This is a genomic window from Paracoccus alkanivorans (assembly GCF_003697785.1).
Lineage (GTDB): Bacteria > Pseudomonadota > Alphaproteobacteria > Rhodobacterales > Rhodobacteraceae > Paracoccus > Paracoccus alkanivorans.
In genome coordinates this window covers 1-20131 of the sequence record NZ_QOKZ01000021.1, presented here as the reverse complement: position 1 = coordinate 20131, position 20131 = coordinate 1, and the positions used below count along the sequence as shown (strand labels likewise).

At 66.4% G+C, this 20131-nt stretch carries 2 protein-coding genes and 1 pseudogene; all 3 read left to right on the top strand.

All coding sequences use genetic code 11. The features are described from left to right. Nucleotides 1-67: 67 nt before the first annotated feature. Nucleotides 68-175: pseudogene (locus C9E81_RS23730) on the top strand (phosphopantetheine-binding protein); the annotation flags it as partial. A 123-nt stretch (nt 176-298) separates the two neighbouring features. Next, the gene (locus C9E81_RS22075) at nt 299-14464 is read left to right on the top strand and encodes a non-ribosomal peptide synthetase (protein ID WP_243698776.1); all 14166 of its coding nucleotides are present in this window, start codon (nt 299-301) and stop codon (nt 14462-14464) included. Further along, nucleotides 14457-20131 (top strand): non-ribosomal peptide synthetase (locus C9E81_RS22070; RefSeq protein WP_122114524.1); only part of this gene is annotated, 5675 nt, incomplete at its 3' end. The genes C9E81_RS22075 and C9E81_RS22070, both read left to right, overlap by 8 nt.

The window sequence follows — 20131 nt, the reverse complement described above, 5'->3', positions numbered from 1 at the left end:
CGCCCCGGGCCCGCGCCGCACCCCCCGCAACGAGACCGAGGAACGCCTCGCCGCGCTCTTCGCCGAAATCCTCGGCTGCGGCACCCCCGGAATCGATGACAGCTTCTTCGCGCTCGGCGGGGATTCCCTGCTCGCCACCCGGCTGATCGGCCGCATCCGACCCGGCTTCGGGATCGACCTGCCGATCCGCGCCATCTTCGAAAATCCGACCATCGAGGCGCTGGCCGCCCGCATCGCCGCGCAGGACGCGCCACTATCCACACGCCCGGAACTCGCCCCGCGCCCGCGGCCCGCGACCATGCCCCTGTCCTTCGCGCAGCAGCGGCTGTGGTTCCTCGGCCAGATCGAGGGACCATCGGCCACCTACAACATCCCCATGGCACTGCGCGTGCGCGGCCCGCTCGACGCCGAGGCCCTGCAGGCGGCGCTGAACGACCTCGTCGCCCGGCACGAGACCCTGCGCACCCGCTTCCCCGCCGCCGACACCCCCCGCCAGGAAGTGCTGCACAGCGCCGCCCTGATCCTGCAGCGGCGCGAGGTTTCCGAGGCAGAACTGCAGGCGGCGCTGGCCGAGGGCGCCGCGCAGCCGCTCGACCTGGAAAACGGCCTGCCGCTGGCGGCGGCGCTGCTGCGCATCTCCGAGCAGGACCACGTGCTGCTGCTGGTGCTGCATCACATCGCCGGCGACGGCGCCTCGATGGCGCCGCTGGCCGCGGACCTCTCGGCGGCCTATGCCGCCCGGCTGGAGGGCCACGCCCCCGACTGGCCGGACCTGCCGGTGCAATATGGCGACTACACGCTCTGGCATCGCGAATTGCTGGGCCGGCGCGACGATCCAGACTCCCCACACGCAAGGCAGCTCAACTTCTGGAAACAGGCCCTCAAAGATATCCCCGAGCAGATACAGCTCCCGACAGATCGGACAAGACCCGCAACACCAAGCTACAACGGGGCGACGCTGAACGTCACCCTGCCCGTCACGCTGGCATCGCGGATGCAGGCGCTGGCCACGGCAAGGGGCGCCACCATGTTCATGCTGCTGCAGGCTGGTGTAGCCACGCTGCTGTCGCGGCTTGGCGCGGGGACCGACATCGTTCTGGGAGCCCCCGTAGCGGGAAGGACCGAGCCCGGGCTGGACAACATGATCGGCCTGTTCACGAATACCGTCATAACTCGCGTCGACCTGTCGGGCACACCATCGCTGGACTTGCTGGTCGAGCGGCTGCGCGAAAACGGTGTCGCCGCAAGCGACCATCAGGATCTGCCATTCGAGGAACTGGTCGAGGCGCTGAACCCTGCCCGCTCGCTGGCGCATCATCCGCTGTTCCAGGTACTGGTCGCGCTTCAAAACAACACCGAACCGCATTGCATCCTGTCCGGCTGCGAGATCAGCGAGATGCCGCTGGAAACCCATCGCTCCAAATTCGATCTCAGCTTCGACTTCGCGCCGGTCGCAGCAAAAGATGAGGCCGGGGGCGGGCTGGCGCTGACCATCGAATATGCCACCGATCTCTTCGATGCCTCGACCATCGCCATGCTGGCCAGCCGGTTGGAGCGGCTGCTTGAGGCCGCCTGCGACGATCCGTCCGGTCCGCTGGCCGACATCCCGCTGCTGACGCCTGCCGAGCAGCAGGCCCTGATCGAGGCCGATCACGCCGTCACCCGGCACCATCCCGACCTGCGCCTGCCCGAGCTTGTCGCTGCCGCCGGACAGCCGGAAGCGCCGGCTGTCAGCGACGGAGAGAGGCGGTTGAATCATGCGGAACTGATCAGCCGCGCAAACCGCTTCGCCCGGATGCTGCTGGCAAGGGGCATCAGCACGGGTGATATTGTCGGCATAGCCACCGAACGATCGAACGACATGCTGGTGGCGATGCTGGGAAGCCTGACCGCGGGGGCTGCCTATTTACCGCTGGATCCCGATCACCCGGCGGATCGTCTGATCCGTATGCTGGCGATGGCGCGGCCCTCGCTGCTTCTGGGCACCGAGATGCTGCTGCACGACCTGGCTGCACGGGACGCGCTGCCCGAAGGTTGCTGTCAACTGGCCTCGGCCGATCTGGATTCCGCGCTGGTTTCCCACGATGACCGCCCTGTCACCGACGGCGAACGCCGCCGCCCGCTGAAGGCTACCGACACGGCCTATGTCATCTTTACCTCGGGTTCGACCGGACAGCCCAAGGGCGTGATGATCCCGCATGGTGCGCTGGAAAATTTTCTCCACGCGATGGCTGACCGGATCGGCGTCGCCTCTTCGGACCGGCTGGCTGCCGTGACGCCGATCACCTTCGACATCGCCGGGCTGGAGATGTTCCTGCCGCTGATCGCCGGGGCCAGCCTGACTATTCTGCCGCGCGAGACGAGTGCCGGCGGCGCTGCTCTGGCGGCGTTCCTGGATCGCGAGCGGCCGACGATCATGCAGGCCACGCCGGCGACCTGGCAGATGCTGCGCGATGCAGGCTGGCGACCGGGCGGCGACCTGACCATCCTTTGCGGCGGCGAGGCGATGCCGCAGGATCTGGGCGACTGGATGTCCGCCTCTGCCCGCGCGGTCTGGAACATGTACGGCCCGACCGAAACCACGATCTGGTCGCTGATGGAACCGGTCCGCCCCGGCCAGCCGATCCGCATCGGCAGCGCCATCGACAACACGCGGCTGCGTATCGTGGACGACCGGCTGCGCCCCGTGCCCGATAATGTACCCGGAGAACTATGCATCGCGGGCGAGGGTCTGGCGCAGGGTTACCTGCATCGTCCCGAACTGACGGCCGAGCGGTTCGTTCCCGACCCGCTCGTGTCGGATGACCCCGGCGCACGCATGTATCGCACCGGCGATCTGGTGCGCCGCCGCGAAGGCGTGCTGGAATATCTGGGCCGCCTCGACCATCAGGTGAAAATCCGGGGCTTCCGGATCGAGCTGGGCGAAATAGAGACTGCTCTTTCGAACACCGGCTATCCACGCAATGTTGTCATGGCACTGAACGGGCCGGGCGGGGCGCCCGCGCTGGTCGCCTGGATCTGCGACACCGGTGCCGACTGGACGAGCGATGACAGCGCGAGCATCCGCGCTGCGCTGGCCCGGCTGCTGCCCGATTACATGATCCCCTCCGCCTTCGTCGCAGTGGATGAGTTTCCGCTGACGCCGAACGGCAAGATCGACCGCAAGGCCCTGCCGCGTCCGGATCTGGCCTCGGGGCAAGCCCCCTACCGTGCTCCGCAGACACCGGCCGAGATCGCCATCTGCTCCTGTTTCGCGGAAACACTCGATCGTGGCCGGATCGGACTGGATGACGATTTTTTCACACTCGGAGGCCACTCGCTGCTGGCGACAAGGCTGGCCAGCCGCATTCGTAGCACACTGAACGCCGAAATGCCGCTGCGGCTGCTGTTCCAGCATCCCACTCCCGCTGCTCTGGCTCGGCAAATCGGGCAAGACCGTCCCGCCCTGCCGCCGCTGATCCGGCAGGAGCGCCCTGCACGGATCCCGCTATCGGCGGCGCAAAGGCGGTTGTGGTTCCTGCAACGGTTGGAAACGGATGGCGGAGCCGAGGCAGCGGCCAGTTACAACATTCCTATGCGGCTCGATCTTGAAGGAGCGCTGGACAAGGACGCGCTGCGCCTTGCGCTGGGCGACGTGATTGCCCGGCATGAAAGCCTGCGCACACGCTTTCCCGAACAGGACGGCGAGCCCTTCCAGCAGATCTGCGAGGATATGACACCGGCGCTCGAACTGGTCACGACCACGGCCGGCCCGCTTGAGTCCGAACTGGCCGAAGCTGCACTGCATCGCTTTGATCTGGCGATGGAAACACCGCTGCGCGCAACCCTGTTCGACTGCGGAGGCGGACGGCACAGCCTGCTGCTGGTATTGCACCACATCGCCGGCGACGGAGCTTCGATGGACGTGCTGGCGCGCGATCTGTCCACCGCCTATACCGCCCGCCTGGATGGGCATACGCCCGAGATGGCGCCTCTGATCGTGCAATACGCCGATTATACGCGATGGCTGGATCAGGTGATGGGCGATTCCGCCGATCCCGCCAGCCGTCTGTCGCAACAGATGGCGTGGTGGAGCCGCGCACTGGACGGCGTGCCGCAACTGCATGGTCTGCCCACTGACATGCCGCGCCCGCCCGTTGCGAGCAATCGCGGCGCAACGGTATCCTTCAACATCCCCGCCGGCTTGCAGGCCGGCCTGTCGCAATTGGCGCAGGCACATGGGGCCACGCCGTTCATGGTCGTCCATGCTGCGCTCTCGGCACTGCTGACCCGGCTTGGTGCCGGCGAGGATATCGTCATCGGCACCCCGATCGAAGGCCGCAACGATGCCGCCCTGGAACCCCTGGTGGGCATGTTCGTCAATACGCTGGTATTGCGCGCCGACACCTCTGGCGATCCATCTTTCGCCGATTTGCTGGCGCAGCTCCGCGACCGCGACCTGGCTGCGTGGGAACATCAGCAGATGCCCTTCGAGCAACTGGTGGAAAAGCTGCATCCGGTCCGCTCGCTGTCGCATCATCCGTTGTTCCAGATCATGCTGGCGCTTCAGCAGGGCCGCCGGCACCCGGTCGAACTGCCGGGCCTGACAGCACAGGCCCGCGATGCGTCGGCACCAGTAGCGCGGTTCGATCTCAGCCTGCATCTGTGGGAGGTGCCCGGCGAAGGCATCGAGGGTGAACTGGAATATGCCGCCGATCTGTTTACCGAAGCCAGCGCGCAAGTGATGGTCGCGCGTTTCCAGCGGCTGTTGCAGGCAGTGATTACCGATCCAACCCGCTCCATCGGGGATATTCCGCTTCAGGATCCGGATGAGACCGCGCAGCTTGCGGAACTGGGCCGGGGTCAGCAAACCACGCCCTCGAACGCCGACATTGCCGCGCTGTTCGAAGCGCAGGCACAGCTGACCCCCGAAGCCACGGCGCTGGAAGACGCGAAAGGCACCCTCAGCTATGCCGCGCTGGAGGCCGAGGCCAATCGTATCGCCCATCACTTGCAAGGCATGGGCGTGGGCGACGGCGATGCGGTGGCAATCTGCATGCATCGCGGCACAGGAATGGTTGCCGCAATCCTCGGCATACTCAAGGCTGGCGCGGGCTACATCCCTCTGGATCCGAGCTATCCCGCCAGCAGGCTGGATCAGGCTCTGGAAGATGCCTGTCCCGCTGTGCTGATCGCCGAGGCCGCACTAGCCGAAAACCTGAATCCCGCCCGCGACACCCGGCTGCTGCTGGCTGATGATCCTCGGCCGGCCTGGTCCGGCGCGCCCGAAACGCCTCCCCGCCGCGATCGGGGCAATCCCGACCGGCTGGGCTACATGATCTTCACCTCCGGCTCGACCGGGCGGCCCAAAGGCGTGGTGATGCATCAGCGCGCATTGGTGAACCTGCTGGAATGGCAGCGCCGCAGCCTTCCCCTGCGTTCAGGCACGCGGGTGCTGCAGTTCGCGGCCCTTGGTTTCGATGTCGCGTTTCAGGAAATCTTCAGCACGCTGGCTTCGGGTGGCTGCCTCTGCCTGTTGCCCGAGGATCAGATCCGCGACATCGACCTGCTGTCGCGCCGTATCGCCGAATTACGGCTTGAACGGATCTTCCTGCCGTTCATGGCACTAAGCCATCTTGCCGAAGCGCTGGAGCAACGCTGCGTGTCCCTGCCCGATCTGCGCGATGTGATCACCGCCGGCGAGCAGCTACGCCTGACCCCCGCACTGCGGGCCATGTTCGCAGCCAATCCCGATTGCCGGCTGCACAACCATTACGGCCCGACCGAAACCCATGTCTGCACCGGCTGGAGCAGCAGCGGCGATCCCGCCCTGTGGCCCGATCTGCCGCCGATCGGCCGGCCCGTCGACAATTGCCGCTGCCTTGTGCTGGATGCGCAGCGCCGTCCCGTGCCCGCAGGCGTTCCCGGAGAACTGTATATCGCCGGTGCCTGCGTCGCCGAGGGCTATCTGGATCTACCCGAGCTGACACGAGAGCGTTTCCTGCCTGCACCCGATGTGGCGGATCAAAGGATGTATCGCAGCGGTGATCTGGTGCGCTGGTCGGCCGAGGGAGTGCTGGAATATCTGGGCCGGATCGACAGTCAGGTGAAAATCCGCGGCTTCCGTATCGAACCGGGCGAGGTGGAGGCCGCCATCGCGCGGCACCCCGGAATCAAGGATGTCGCGGTGATTGTCCATGACGATCCGGCCCGCGGCAAACAGCTGATCGCCTATGCCGTCGCGGAATCGGGCGGCAGAATCGAGCCGCAGGCGATCCGGGATGCGCTCGGACAGAGCCTGCCGGATTACATGGTCCCGGTTGCAGTGATCGCTATGGACAGCCTGCCCTTGACCCCCAATGGCAAGCTGGACCGTCGCAACCTGCCCGCACCCGAACTGTCCTGCGGTCCGGGCCGCCCGCCACGGACCGAGAACGAAGCCAGGCTCTGCGGCCTGTTCGCCGAAGTGCTCGATCTGCCCACGGTCGGGATCGACGACAATTTCTTCGATCTTGGCGGCCATTCGCTGCTGGCAACCCGGCTGTTCAGCCGGATCCGCAACCAGTTGCAAACCGACCTGCCGATCAGGGCGCTGTTCGAAGCTCCAACCGTCGAACAACTCGCCCGGAGGCTGAAGCCCGGCAACGGCAGGGTGCGCCCGTCGCTGCGGCCCACCCCGCGTGGCGAAACCCCGCCCCCCATGTCCTTCGCGCAGCGCCGCCTGTGGTTCCTGCAACAACTGGACCGGCACGGCGCGTCCTATAACATCCCTGTCGCGTTGCGGTTCACCGGTCATCTGGATGCCGACGCCCTGCGCCTTGCCATCGGCGACGTCATTGCCCGGCACGAGATCCTGCGCACTACATATCCCGCAGGAGCGGAACCCCGCCAGCACATCGCTGCGCGGATGTCGCCAGCACTTGAGATCATCGAAACCGGCTCCGGTCATCTGGATAGGGCCGTGGCGGATGCCGCCGGCCATGTTTTCGACCTTGCCAGCGAAGGGCCGCTGCGCGTCACCCTGATCCGCACTGCCCCGGACAGCGGCGCACTGGTCATCCTGCTGCATCATATAGCGGGCGACGGGGCCTCGATGGCGCCGCTGGCGCATGACCTGTCCACGGCCTATGCCGCACGTCGCGCGGGAGATGCGCCCGACTGGCATCCCCTGCCGGTGCAATATGCCGATTACGCGGCTTGGCAGACCGAACTCTTCGGCGGATCGGACGATCCCGGCAGCGAGTTATCCCGGCAACTGGGCTTCTGGCGCGAAACGCTCGCCGATCTGCCGGACGAGCTGGCATTACCCTTCGCCGCGCCACGGCCGGCCGTCGCCAGCGGCTCCGGCGGGCAACTGGTGCTGGCGCTCGATGGCGAAACCCATGCTGCGGTGCTGGATCTTGCGCGTCGGCATGGCGCCACCCCCTTCATGGTGCTGCAAACGGCGCTGGCCGCAATGCTGCGACGCCTGGGCGCCGGCGAGGACATCCCGCTGGGCAGCCCGGTCGCCGGCCGCACCGACCCCGGCCTCGAGCAATTGGTCGGTTTCTTCGTCAACACGCTGGTCCTGCGGATGGATGCCAGCGGCAATCCGCGATTTACCGAACTGCTCGAACGTGCCCGCCGCACCGATCTGGCCGCGTGGGAACATCAGGATCTGCCCTTCGAGGAATTGGTCGAACATCTGCGTCCCTCGCGTTCTCTGGCCCGTCATCCGCTGTTTCAGGTTCTCTTGCAGGTTCAGAACACGGCCCGGGCCAACCTGACACTGCCCGGCGCAAGGCTGCAGCCGATGGATCCCGATACCGGCAGCGCGAAATTCGATCTGGCCTTCCATGTCGCCGAGGATACCGATGCCGATGGACGACCATCGGGACTGGAGATCACGCTGGAATATTCGGGCGACCTCTATACTCCGGACAGCGCCGGGCGAGTCCTGGCCTGTTTCCGCAGGTTGCTGGAGGCCGCGATCCATGACCCGCAGGCACGGCTGTCCGAATTGCCGGTGATCGATCCGGCCGAAGCAGAGGCGCTGACCTCGGATGCCCGGCTGGATCTGCGCGACTTGCCGGTGCGCCCGGTTCCCGACTGGTTCGAGCAGATCGTGGATCAGCACGCAGATGCACATGCGCTGACCGCCGGAGAGCAGCAGGTCAGCTACCGCCAATTGGACGAGTGGGCCAATCGCATCGCCCGTGCACTGGTCGCGCGCGATATCGGGGCCGAAGATCGCGTCGGCCTGATGCTGCCGCGTTCCGACATGATGATCGCGGCGATGCTGGGGATCATGAAGGCCGGAGCCGCGTTCCTGCCACTGGACCCCGACCTGCCTGCCGAGCGTCTGGACTATATTGTGAGCGACGCCAGCCCGCGAGCGGTGCTGACCCTGACCGGCACGGAAGGTCGGCTGCCACGGGCAGAAAGCCTGTTGCTGCTGGACGATCCCATGGGCTTTGGCGGCGAGATCGGCGCGGCGGATGCGTCGCGGATTACCGATGCCGATCGCCGCAGGCGGCTTGATCCACGTCACCCGGCCTATGTGATCTATACATCCGGCTCGACCGGGCGGCCCAAGGGTGTCGTGGTGCCGCATGCGGGGCTCCCGGCGCTGACTGTGGCACAGGTCGAACGCTTCGGCATCGTGCCCGGCAGCCGCGTGCTGCAATTCGCCTCGATCAGTTTCGACGCCTCGGTGATGGAGGTGATGATGGCCTTTGCCGCGGGGGCCACGCTGGTCCTGCCGCCGGCAGGGCGGGTGCTGGGCGACGATCTGACCCGCGCCCTGAGCGAAGGCCACATCACTCACGCACTGATCCCGCCAAGCGTATTGGCGACGCTGGATCCCGCGCTGCCGTGGCCGGAAACGGTGATCGTCGGCGGCGAGGCCTGCCCTCCGCATATCGCCGCGGCATGGTCCGCGGAACATCGTCTGGTCAATGCCTATGGCCCGACCGAGATCACCATCTGCTGCGCCATGAGCCCGGTTTTGACCGGCGGCACACCTGTCCCGCCTCCGCTGGGCCGGCCGAATGTGAATGCCCGCATTTACATTCTGGACGATGCGCTTCGGCCGGTACCGGCAGGCATCCCCGGAGAGCTGTATATCGGCGGCGACGGCGTGGCACGCGGCTACCTGGATCGCCCTGACCTGACGGCGGATCGCTTTGTCGCCGATCCTTTCCGGCCCGGCCAGCGCATGTATCGCTCGGGCGATCTGGCGCAATGGCGCGAGGATGGCCAGATCGACTATCTGGGCCGTGCCGACACGCAGGTGAAAATCCGCGGTTTCCGCATCGAGCCCGGCGAAATCGAGGCGGCCATCGCCCGCGCCGGCTATCCCGCCAATGCGGTGATCCTGCGCGAAGACCAGCCGGGTCTGCGTCGGCTGGCTGCCTATATCGCCGCGCCCGAGCTGGATGACAGGGCATTGCGAAATGAACTCGCGTCGAGCCTGCCCGACTGGATGCTGCCGGCGTCCTTCACCCGGCTGGACGCATTGCCGATGTCGGCGAATGGCGCCAAGCTGGACCGCAAGGCGCTGCCGGTGCCGGAATACGATACCGCTCCCACGCAACCGCCGCGCGATGCAACCGAGGAAACACTCGCCGACCTGTTCGCCGGGCTGCTCGGTCTCCCCGCCGCCGGGATCGAGGATAATTTCTTCGAACGCGGTGGCCATTCGCTGCTGGCAACCCGGCTGGTGGCCGGAATCCGAGACAGGACGGGCGTTTCGCTGCCGATCCGCGCAGTGTTCGAGACCCCGACCATCGAGGCGCTGGCGGAACGTGTCCGCAACGCTACCCCCGGTACCGATGCGGTGGCTGCCACTCTGGCGCCGCGCCCACGGCCTGCGATCGTGCCGCTCTCCTTTGCCCAGGCGCGGCTGTGGTTCCTTCACCAGTTCGAGGGACCGTCATCCACCTACAACATCCCGCTGGCCCTGCAACTGACCGGAGCGCTCGATACCGATGCACTGGAGGCCGCGCTGAACGATCTGGTCGCACGGCATGAAAGCCTGCGCACCCTGTTCCCGGCAGAAGATACCGGACATCAGTTGATCCAGCCGGCTGAAGCCGTGAGGTTGGAACTGGCGCGCCTTGACGCCGGCGATCCCGATCAGGCGCTGGAATTATTGCGGACCGAGGCCGCGAGGCCCTTTGACCTGGCCTCGGAACTGCCGCTGCGCGCGTCCCTGATCACCAAGGACAAAGACCGGCATATCCTGCTGATCCTGCTGCATCACATCGCAGGCGACGGCGGCTCGATGGCGCCGCTGGCGGCCGATTTGTCGCGCGCCTATGCTGCCCGTTCCACCGGGCATGCGCCCAATTGGCCGCCGCTACCCGTGCAATACGCCGATTACGCGTTGTGGCAACGCGACCGGCTGGGCAACGAAGACGATCCCGCCAGCGCCATGTCAGCCCAGATCGCCTATTGGCGTGAAAGACTGGCAGAACTGCCCCAGCGGCTGGATCTGCCCGCCGATCTCCCGCGTCCCGCCGTCGCCAGTCATCGCGGCGCGCATTGCCCGCTGGAGCTGCCTGCGGAACTGCACCGGCAGCTTGCCGCACTGGCCTCGGTCCATGGTGTCACGCTGTTCATGGTGCTGGAGGCCACACTGGCCGCCACGCTGAGCCGGCTGGGCGCAGGCGAGGACATCGCCATCGGCACCCCGGTCGCCGGCCGGACCGAGACAGCGCTGGAGGACCAGATCGGCCTGTTCGTCAACACGCTGGTGCTGCGCAACGACGTGTCGGGCAATCCACGCTTTGCGGATCTTCTGGCGCAGGTCCGCGTCCGCGCGCTGGAGGCGTATGAGCATCAGGACCTGCCTTTCGAACAGCTCGTGACATTGCTGAACCCGGAGCGGTCGCTTTCACACCATCCGATTTTCCAGGTGATGCTGTCGCTGCAAAACAACCGCGAGGCGGCGCTGGATCTGGGCAATGTCGAGGCCGAAATGCTGGATCTGGCACTGGACATCGCCAAGTTCGACCTGAATTTCAACCTGGCCGAACTGACCGACGATACCGGCCAGCCAGCCGGTATCACCGGCACGCTGGAATATGCCGCCGATCTGTTCCTGCCCGGAACGGCACAGATGATCGCCGATTGCCTTGCCCGAATGCTGCATGCGGTAGCCGGGGATCCGCAGCGACAAGTGATGCGCCTGCCCCTGCACGATGCAGTCGTCCCCTTGCCGGCGCCCGCGAAGCATGAGCGGCCGCGCACCCTGCCCGAACTGCTGGCCGGCGCTACCGCCCGCCCCGGCCTCACGGCGCTGATTGCCGAAGATACCAAGATGAGCTTTGCCGCTCTGGCCCGTCATTCCGATCAATTGGCCCGGCTGCTTATCGCGCACGGGATCGGGCCAGGAGATCTGGTCGGGCTCGCGCTGCCACGAGGCATCGAACTGATCGTCGCGCTGCTTGCGGTGGTCAAGGCCGGTGCCGCCTATGTGCCGCTCGATCCCGATTACCCGGCGGAAAGGCTGGCCGCGATCGTCGACGACAGCGCCCCGCGGCTGGTGATCACCGTTATGGCAGTCGAAGATCGTCTGCCCGATCAGGCCGCTCGTCGGAAACTGGTCATCGACCGCGGCCCGGTCCTGATGCGCCGTCAGGCCATGTCGACCGAACCGCTGCACGCCGCCGAGAGGCTCCGCCCGCTACGCGAGGACGACCCCGCTTATGTCATCTTCACCTCCGGCTCGACCGGCAGGCCCAAGGGGGTCACGGTGCCGCAGCGTGCGGTTGCCAGCCATATGGGATGGATGCGCGACAGCTTTCCGCTTGGGTCGGAAGACCGGGTGCTGTTCCGCACCTCGTTGAATTTCGACGCCGCCGAATGGGAAATCTGGCTGCCGCTGATATGCGGCGCCTCGATGGTAATCCTGCCGGACACGCTGCGGCTGGAACTCGACCGCATTCCCGGTTTTGCCGCCGACAACGGGGTAACGGTGATGCAGGTCGTGCCCTCGATGCTGCCGCCGATGCTGGATGCGCCGGAGCGGCCACGGCTGCGCTGGTTGTTCTCGGGCGGCGAGGCGCTGTCCGAAGCGCTGGCCCGGCGCGTGGCTTCGGCCTGGGGAACCGAGGTAGTCAACCTTTACGGCCCGACCGAAACCACCATCCAGATCACCGCCGCCAACCTTTCCGACACCCCTGTCACCGAAGGCAGCGAACGCGCCGCCATGCCGATCGGCCGGCCGGTCGCTGGCGCCCAGGCGCTGGTTCTGGATCCCTGGCTTCAGCCTGTCCCGCCCGGTGTGCCCGGGGAACTGTATGTGACCGGCACGCAGGTCGCGCTTGGCTATCTGGGCCGGGCCGCACAGACGGCCGAGCGGTTCATCGCCAGCCCGGTCCTGGCCGGTCAGCGGATGTACCGCACCGGCGACCGGGTGCGCTGGCGGGTGGACGGGCAGCTCGAGTTCGTCGGCCGCGCCGATGACCAGCTGAAGATCCGCGGCTTCCGGGTCGAACCCGGCGAAATCGAGGCCGCGATCCGCCGCGCCGGGCATTCCGGGGTCGCCGTGATCGCCCGCGAGGTCCGGCCCGGTCATCACCAGCTTGTCGCCTACGTCGCCAGCCCCAACATGGACGAAGCCGGGTTGCTCGGCCATCTAGCGCAGGAACTGCCCGATTACATGGTGCCCGCCGCCATCGTGCGGCTGGACAGCCTGCCACTCACAGCGAACGGCAAGCTGGACCGCCACGCCCTGCCCGCCCCGCAGGCCAGCGGAGACGCCCCGTCACGAGACGCCGCGACCGGGACCGAACGGGTTTTCTGCGACCTCTTCGCCTCGATCCTCTCGCTGGAGCATGTCGGTGCCGATCAGGGTTTCTTCTCGCTGGGAGGCGACTCGATCTCATCGATCCAGCTGGTCGGTCAGGCCCGCCGTGCAGGCTGGCGAATCACCGCGCGCGATGTTTTCCAACATCAGACCCCTGCCGCGCTGGCCCGGATCGCACTGCCCTTGTCCGGGAGTGATACCACGCCGATGACGGGCGAGCCCTGCGGTCCCTTGCCGGCCACGCCGATCATGGCCGAGTTCCTCTCGAATCCCGATCATGGCGACGCCTTTCAGCAAAGCATGCTGCTGACCCTTCCCGAAGGGATCAGGCGCGGCGGTCTGCTTCGTGTCCTGCAGGCGATCGTCGACCATCATCACGCCCTGCGGCTGACGGTGAACGCGGATGGGAGCCTCGTCATTCCCGAGCCCGGCACCCTGCGGGCAGAGGACTGCCTGCATCTGGCCGAAACCCCGCACCCGGAGGGTGCGAATCTGGCAACGGCGATGAACGAGGCCGCCAGCCGGTTGAATCCGCGCAAGGGGCAGCTGGTTCAGGCCGTGTGGTTCCCGGAAGCCCGGCGCCTGATGCTGACCATTCACCATCTTGCGGTGGACGGCGTGTCATGGCGGATCCTGCTGCCCGATCTGGCGCAGGCATGGGCGGCGGTGGCCGAAGGGCGCGAGCCTGAGCTGGCACCAGCACCGACCTCGCTGCGCGACTGGGCCAGAGCGTTGCCCGCCCTGGCCGCACAACGCCGGGACGAGTTGCCGCTGTGGCAGGAAATGGGCGCCGGTGATGCCCCGCTTGGCGGGCAAGCGCTGGATCCGGCACTGGATACTGTCGCCACGCAGCAAAACCTCGTCACGGAATTGGAACCCGAGGTCACCCAGACCCTGCTGACCCGCGCCGTTGAATGGATCAATGGCGGCGTCAACGACGTGCTTCTGGCCGGCTTCGCGCTGGCTGTGATCCGCTGGCGGCGCGAACAGGGTCAGACCGGCACACAAGCCGCCACCTTCCTGCTTGAAGGTCATGGCCGCGAGCCGATCCTCGAAGGCGCGGAAACCGGCCAGACCGTCGGCTGGTTTACCAGCCTGTTCCCACTGCGTCTGCATCTGGACGGTATCGACCCGGTCGCGGTAATGACGGACTCTGACGGCGCGGCGCTGGACCGGATCCTGAAATCGGTCAAGGAGCACTTGCGACGTATCCCCGACAACGGTGTGGGCTATGGCCTGTTAAGGCACATGAACCCCGAGACCGCACCGGCTCTGGCCCGCATGGCACGGCCCGAGATCGGCTTCAACTACCTGGGCCGCTTCGGCGCACCCGGACAGGGCGACGGTGATACTGCCCACGATCCGCGGCCGGACGCCTTCCAGCCCGCCCCCGAGGTGCCGGCCCTGTCGGGGGGCCAGGATCCACGTCGGGCGCTGACCACTGTTATCGAGCTGAACGCCATGACGCTGGACGGCCCTGCCGGACCAAGACTCATCACCAACTGGTCCTATGCCGGCAGGCTGGTCGGCGCCGATCAGATGCGCGCGCTGGCCGATGGCTGGTTCGACGCGCTGCGTCACATCGCCGCCGCCGCCGAAAGCGGCGATCGCGCATCCCTGCTCACCCCGTCTGACGTGCTGGCCGAAATCGACCAGTCGGACATCGAATTCCTGGAGACACTCTATGCGTGAAGCAAATATCGAAAACATCCTGCCGCTGACTCCTCTTCAGCACGGCTTCCTGTTTCACGCACTCTATGACGACGAGGTGCAGGACAGTTATGTCACGCAGATGGTCTTTGCCATCGACGGCAAGCTGGACAGTTCCGGGTTGCAGGCGGCAACGCGCGCCCTGCTGCGCCGCCATGCCAGCCTGCGTGCGGCCTTCGTTCATCACAAGGTCAAGTCACCGGTGCAGGTGATTCAGCGTGCGCCCGATCTGCCCTGGCAGAATCTGGACCTGTCCGGCGCCTCCGATCCCGACGCCGCGCTGGCTGCCGAAATCGCCCGGGATTACGAACAACGCTTCGATCTGGCCCGCGCGCCGCTCTTGCGCTTTACCCTGATCCGCATGGCGCCCGAGCGCCACATGCTGATCTTTACCAGCCACCATATCCTGATGGACGGCTGGTCCACGCCGATCCTGCTGAACGAACTGTTCACGCTTTATGAGCAGGAAGGCGAAACTGCGGGCCTGCCGCATGTGACGCCCTTCCGCGATTATGTGAAATGGCTGACGGAACGTGACAGTGCTGCGGCGCGAACCGCATGGCAGGCCGCGTTCGAAGGCTTCGAGGAACCGGCCCGGATCGCCCCGGCCGCCACCAGCGGGGCAGTGCCCCAGGTCATGCACCGTCCACTGTCCGACGCCCTGATCGGCCGGATGCAGGACCGCGCCCGCGAATTGGGCGTGACGATGAACACGTTGGCGCAGGCTGCGTGGGGGCTGGTTCTCGGTCATCTGACCCATCGCCACGACGTGGCCTTCGGCAGCATCGTGTCGGGCCGGCCCGCCGATCTGCCGGGAGTCGAGAACATGATCGGCCTGTTCATCAACAGCATCCCGGTCAGAATGCGCTGGCGTCCGGAAATGCGCGCATCCGAATTGTTGCGCGGACTGCAAACCGAACAGGCGCAATTGCTTGATCACCAGCACCTCGGCCTGTCCGAAATCCAGCGTGCCGTCGGACAGGGCGATCTGTTCGACAGTCTTGTCGTGTTCGAGAATTTTCCCATCGGTGATCCCGGCAGCGGGAATGGAGACAGTCCCGGCGGACTGCGGATCGAGCGCCACTCGAACCATGGCGGCGACACCTCGCATTACGCCGCCAGCATCGCGATCCTGCCGGGCGCGACCTATCAGGTAAAGCTCGCTTGGCGCAGTGACCTGATATCAGACGCGATGGCCGAATGGTTGGTGCAGGCACATGTGCGGGCGCTGGATGCACTGGCCGATTCTGCGGACATGCCGGTTGCGCGCATAGCCCTGACCCCGCCCCGGGAGCTGGCCGCCCGAATCGCCCGCTGGAACGACACCAGTCGTCCGCATGGCGACGAAACACTTGCTGACATGCTGGAAGCTTTCGCCGAGGGAAACGATCCCGCGCTGGATGTCGAAAACGAAAGGCTGAGCCGGGCCACGCTTCATGCCCAGGCCAACCGCCTTGCGCATGAGTTGATCGCCCGTGGCATCGGCCCCGGTGATCTGGTCGGTGTAATGATCCCGCGCTCGGCGCGGATGGTGGCGGCGGTCATGGCGGTGTTGAAGGCAGGCGCGGCTTATCTGCCGCTGGATCCCGACTATCCCGCCGAAAGGCTGTCCTTCATGATCCGCGACGCCGCCCCGGCGCTGGTGCTGATCACGCCCAATGTCCCGCAGCGCGATGCGATCGACGGGGCGCCAGAACTGTGCCTGGATCGCGGCCGGATGGCGCAGATCGCGCGCAGGCCCTCGGCTGCGCCAACGGATGGAATGCGTCATCGGCCGCTGCGGCCCGAAGATGCGGCCTATGTGATCTATACCTCGGGATCGACAGGCACTCCGAAGGGAGTGGTTGTCCCGCATCGTGGCATAGTCAACCGGCTGCGCTGGATGCAGGACGAGTATGCTCCGCGTCCCGACGATGCCGTGCTGCACAAAACCGCCTTCGGTTTCGATGTCTCGGTATGGGAATTGCTGTTCCCTCTGGTCAGCGGCACGCGTCTGGTCATCGCGCGACCGGATGGTCACCGCGATCCGGCGTATCTTGCCGGACTGATCCGCGACCGGCAGGTGACGATGGTGCATTTCGTCGCCTCGATGCTGGAACTGTTCATTGAAGAACCAGCCACCGGCGACCTGCCGCTTCGCCGGGTGATCTGCGGAGGAGAGGCGCTTGGCTCCGATCTGCTGGCCCGGGCGCGTCGACGACTGGAATGCGAAATCCATCACTCCTATGGTCCGACCGAAACCTCGATCGGGGTCGCTGCGCATCTGTGCGACAGCGCCGATCAGGCCGGGCCGGTTCCGGTTGGCGGTCCGGTGGCCAATACCCGCTTTCACGTCCTCGACCGCGAATTGCGCCCGGTTCCTCCGGGTGTCCCGGGCGAGCTGTATATCGCCGGCAACAGCCTGGCACGCGGCTACATGAACCAGCCCGGCTTGACTGCGGATCGCTTCGTCGCCGATCCCTTTGCGCCGGGGCAGCGCATGTACCGTTCGGGCGATCTGGCACTATGGCGCGAGGATGGCAAGCTGGTCATTTGCGGCCGCGCGGATCAGCAGGTCAAGATTCGCGGGCTGCGCATCGAACCGGGCGAGATTCGCGCCGCCATTTCCGCCGCCGGCTGGCCACAGAACGCGGTCGTCCTGCGCGAGGACCAGCCTGGCCAGCGCCGGATCGTCGCCTATATCGCTCGGCGCGATGGCAAGGACCCCGATCATCAGCACCTGCGCGAGACACTGGGCCGCAGCCTCCCCGATCATATGGTTCCCGCCGCCTTTGTAACGCTGGACGCCCTGCCCAGCCTGCCCAACGGCAAGCTCGATACCCGCGCCCTGCCCGTGCCCGGTTCGGGGCTGGCCGAGGCCACTGTCCCCCGCAACACGCGCGAGCGCGCCGTCGCCGCACTGTTCGCCGAGATCCTGTCCCTGCCCGGCGATATCGCAGCCAAACTTTCGGTCGCCGACAATTTCTTCACGCTTGGCGGCCATTCCCTGCTGGCCATCCGGCTGATCTCGCGCCTGCGCAGCGAGATGGGGCTGGACATATCGATCCGTAGCCTGTTCGAGAACCCCACCGTCGAGGCCCTTGCCCGCGTTCTGGACAAGGCCCGGGGCACCCCCCTGCGCCCCGCCCTGCGCCCGATGCCACGCCCCGACAGCCTGCCGCAATCCTTCGCGCAGGCACGGCTGTGGACGATCACGCAGCTCGAGGGTCCCTCGCCCGCTTATAACATGGCGGTGGCCCTGCGCCTCAAAGGACCGCTGGACAGCGATGCCCTGCGCTCCGCACTGGCCGACGTGACCGCCCGCCACGAGGTTCTGCGCACGGTATTCCCCGACAGCGCCGATCCGGTGCAACATATCCTGCCGTCGGCGGAACCGGATTTCACGCTGCGCGACATCGCACCCGATGCACTATCCAAAGCGTTGGAGACCGAATCCGGCCATTTGTTCGACCTGTGTAACGATCTGCCGCTGCACAGCGTCCTGTTCCGCCTTTCAGAGCGCGATCATGTCCTGCTGCTGGTGCTGCACCATATCGCGGGTGACGGAGCATCCCTTGCGCCGCTGGCCTCTGATCTGGCCGAGGCCTATCGCGCCCACCTGGACGGCATGGCCGCGATCCTGCCGCCGCTGCCGGTGCAATATGCCGATTATGCCTTGTGGCAGCGCGACCTGCTGGGCGATGCCGCCGATCCCGGCAGTCTGGCCGCGCAGCAGGAACGGTTCTGGACCGCAACTCTCGCCGGCGCCCCGCAAGAGGTAACGCTACTGCCGGATCGTCCGCGCCCCGCCATCGCCGCCCATCGCGGCGCCCATGTTCCGCTGGCCATCGATGCCGCGACCCATCGGGCGCTGGAGGCGCTGGCCTCCCGGCACGGTGCCACAATGTTCATGGTCCTGCACGCCGCCCTTGCCATGGCCATGGAACGGTCGGGCTGCGGCGACGATATCGTCATCGGCACTGCGCTCGCCGGGCGTCAAGATGATGCGCTGCAGGATATGGTGGGCTTTTTCGTCAATACACTCGCCCTGCGTAGCCGGATCGACGCCAGCAAATCGCTGGGAGATCTCCTGGCCATGATCCGGGATGCCGATCTGACCGCCTTCGACAATCAGGATCTGCCTTTCGAGCAGATCGTGGACCGGCTGGCTCCCGAACGCTCGCTGTCAATGAACCCGTTGTTCCAGGTGTTTCTGGTCCTGCAGAACGCCGCGCGACCGGACCTGTCCCTGCCGGACCTGACCGTCGAAACCGTCGAGATCGGGTTCGGGGTCGCCAAGTTCGACTTGACCGTCGACCTGGCCGAGAACCGCGATGCTGAGGGGCTGGCCCAGGGCATCAACGGCGTGCTGCAATATGACGCCGATCTTTACGAGCCCGGCACCATTCACCGCTTCGCCGCCCGTTTCCGGCGTGTTCTGGACGCGATGGCCGATCATGCCGACAGTAGCCTGCGTGCCATCCCGTTACTGGATCGGGAAGAGGCGGAAAGGCTGCGCGCGTTCTCCACCGGCGCACCGGTTGCTACCGATCTGGCCGGACGCGATTTCTTCGGCCTGATCGAAGCCGCCGCAAGCCGCCATCCTGCCGCCCCCGCACTTGATGACGGCCAGCAGGTGATCAGCTATGCCGATCTGATCCGGCGGGTCGAAAGCTGTGCCGCAGGCCTTGTGGAACAGGGGATAACCCCGGGAGACCGGGTTGGCGTCATGCGCCATCGCTCGGCCGAGGCGGTGATCTCGATGCTGGGCGCCATCCGGGCCGGGGCGGTCTACCTGCCGCTGGACCCGAACTATCCGCAGGACCGGTTGGACTGGATCGTCGACGATGCCCGGCCTGCGCTGATCCTGGCCGAACCGGCCACCCGCAACCGTCTCTCCGCAAGCGGTGCGATCATTCTGAACGACCTGCCGACGGCGGGCCGCGTACTGCCTCCGGCGCCGCAGCTGCAGGAGCCGGCCTATGTGATCTATACATCCGGGTCGACAGGCCGGCCCAAGGGTGTTGTGCTGACACATGCCGGGCTCGCCGGGTTGGTCGGCGGCCAGCGCGAGGCGTTCGGGATCACCCCGGATGCACGGGTGCTGCAATTCGCCTCTCCAAGCTTCGACGCGGCTATCGCCGAGGTCCTGGTCACACTGGGCTCAGGTGCGACACTGGTGCTGGCCGATACCGAGCAGATGGCAGCAGGCGCACCTTTAGCCGATCTGGTGCGACGGCGCAGAATCACCCATGCCACGCTTCCGCCGGTGGTGTTGGCCGCCATGCACCCCGCTGATATGCCGGACCTGACCCATCTGGTCACCGCAGGTGAGGTTCTGCCTCCGCATCTCGCGGAGAGCTGGGGCGAGGGCCGCCATCTGGTCAACGCCTATGGCCCCACCGAGAACACGGTCTGCGCCACCATGTCGGTACAGCCCTCGGGCGGGCTTTCCGCACCGATCGGACGGCCGGTCACCGGCAGCAACATCTACATCCTCGACGCATCTCTCCATCCTGTTCCTGTCGGTGTTGTTGGCGAGCTGTACATTGCCGGTGCGGGGCTGGCGCAGGGTTACCTGAACCGGCCCGATCTCACCGCCGAGCGCTTCCTCGCCAATCCCTTCAGCCCCGGGCAGCGCATGTATCGCTCCGGCGACCTGGCCCGGTG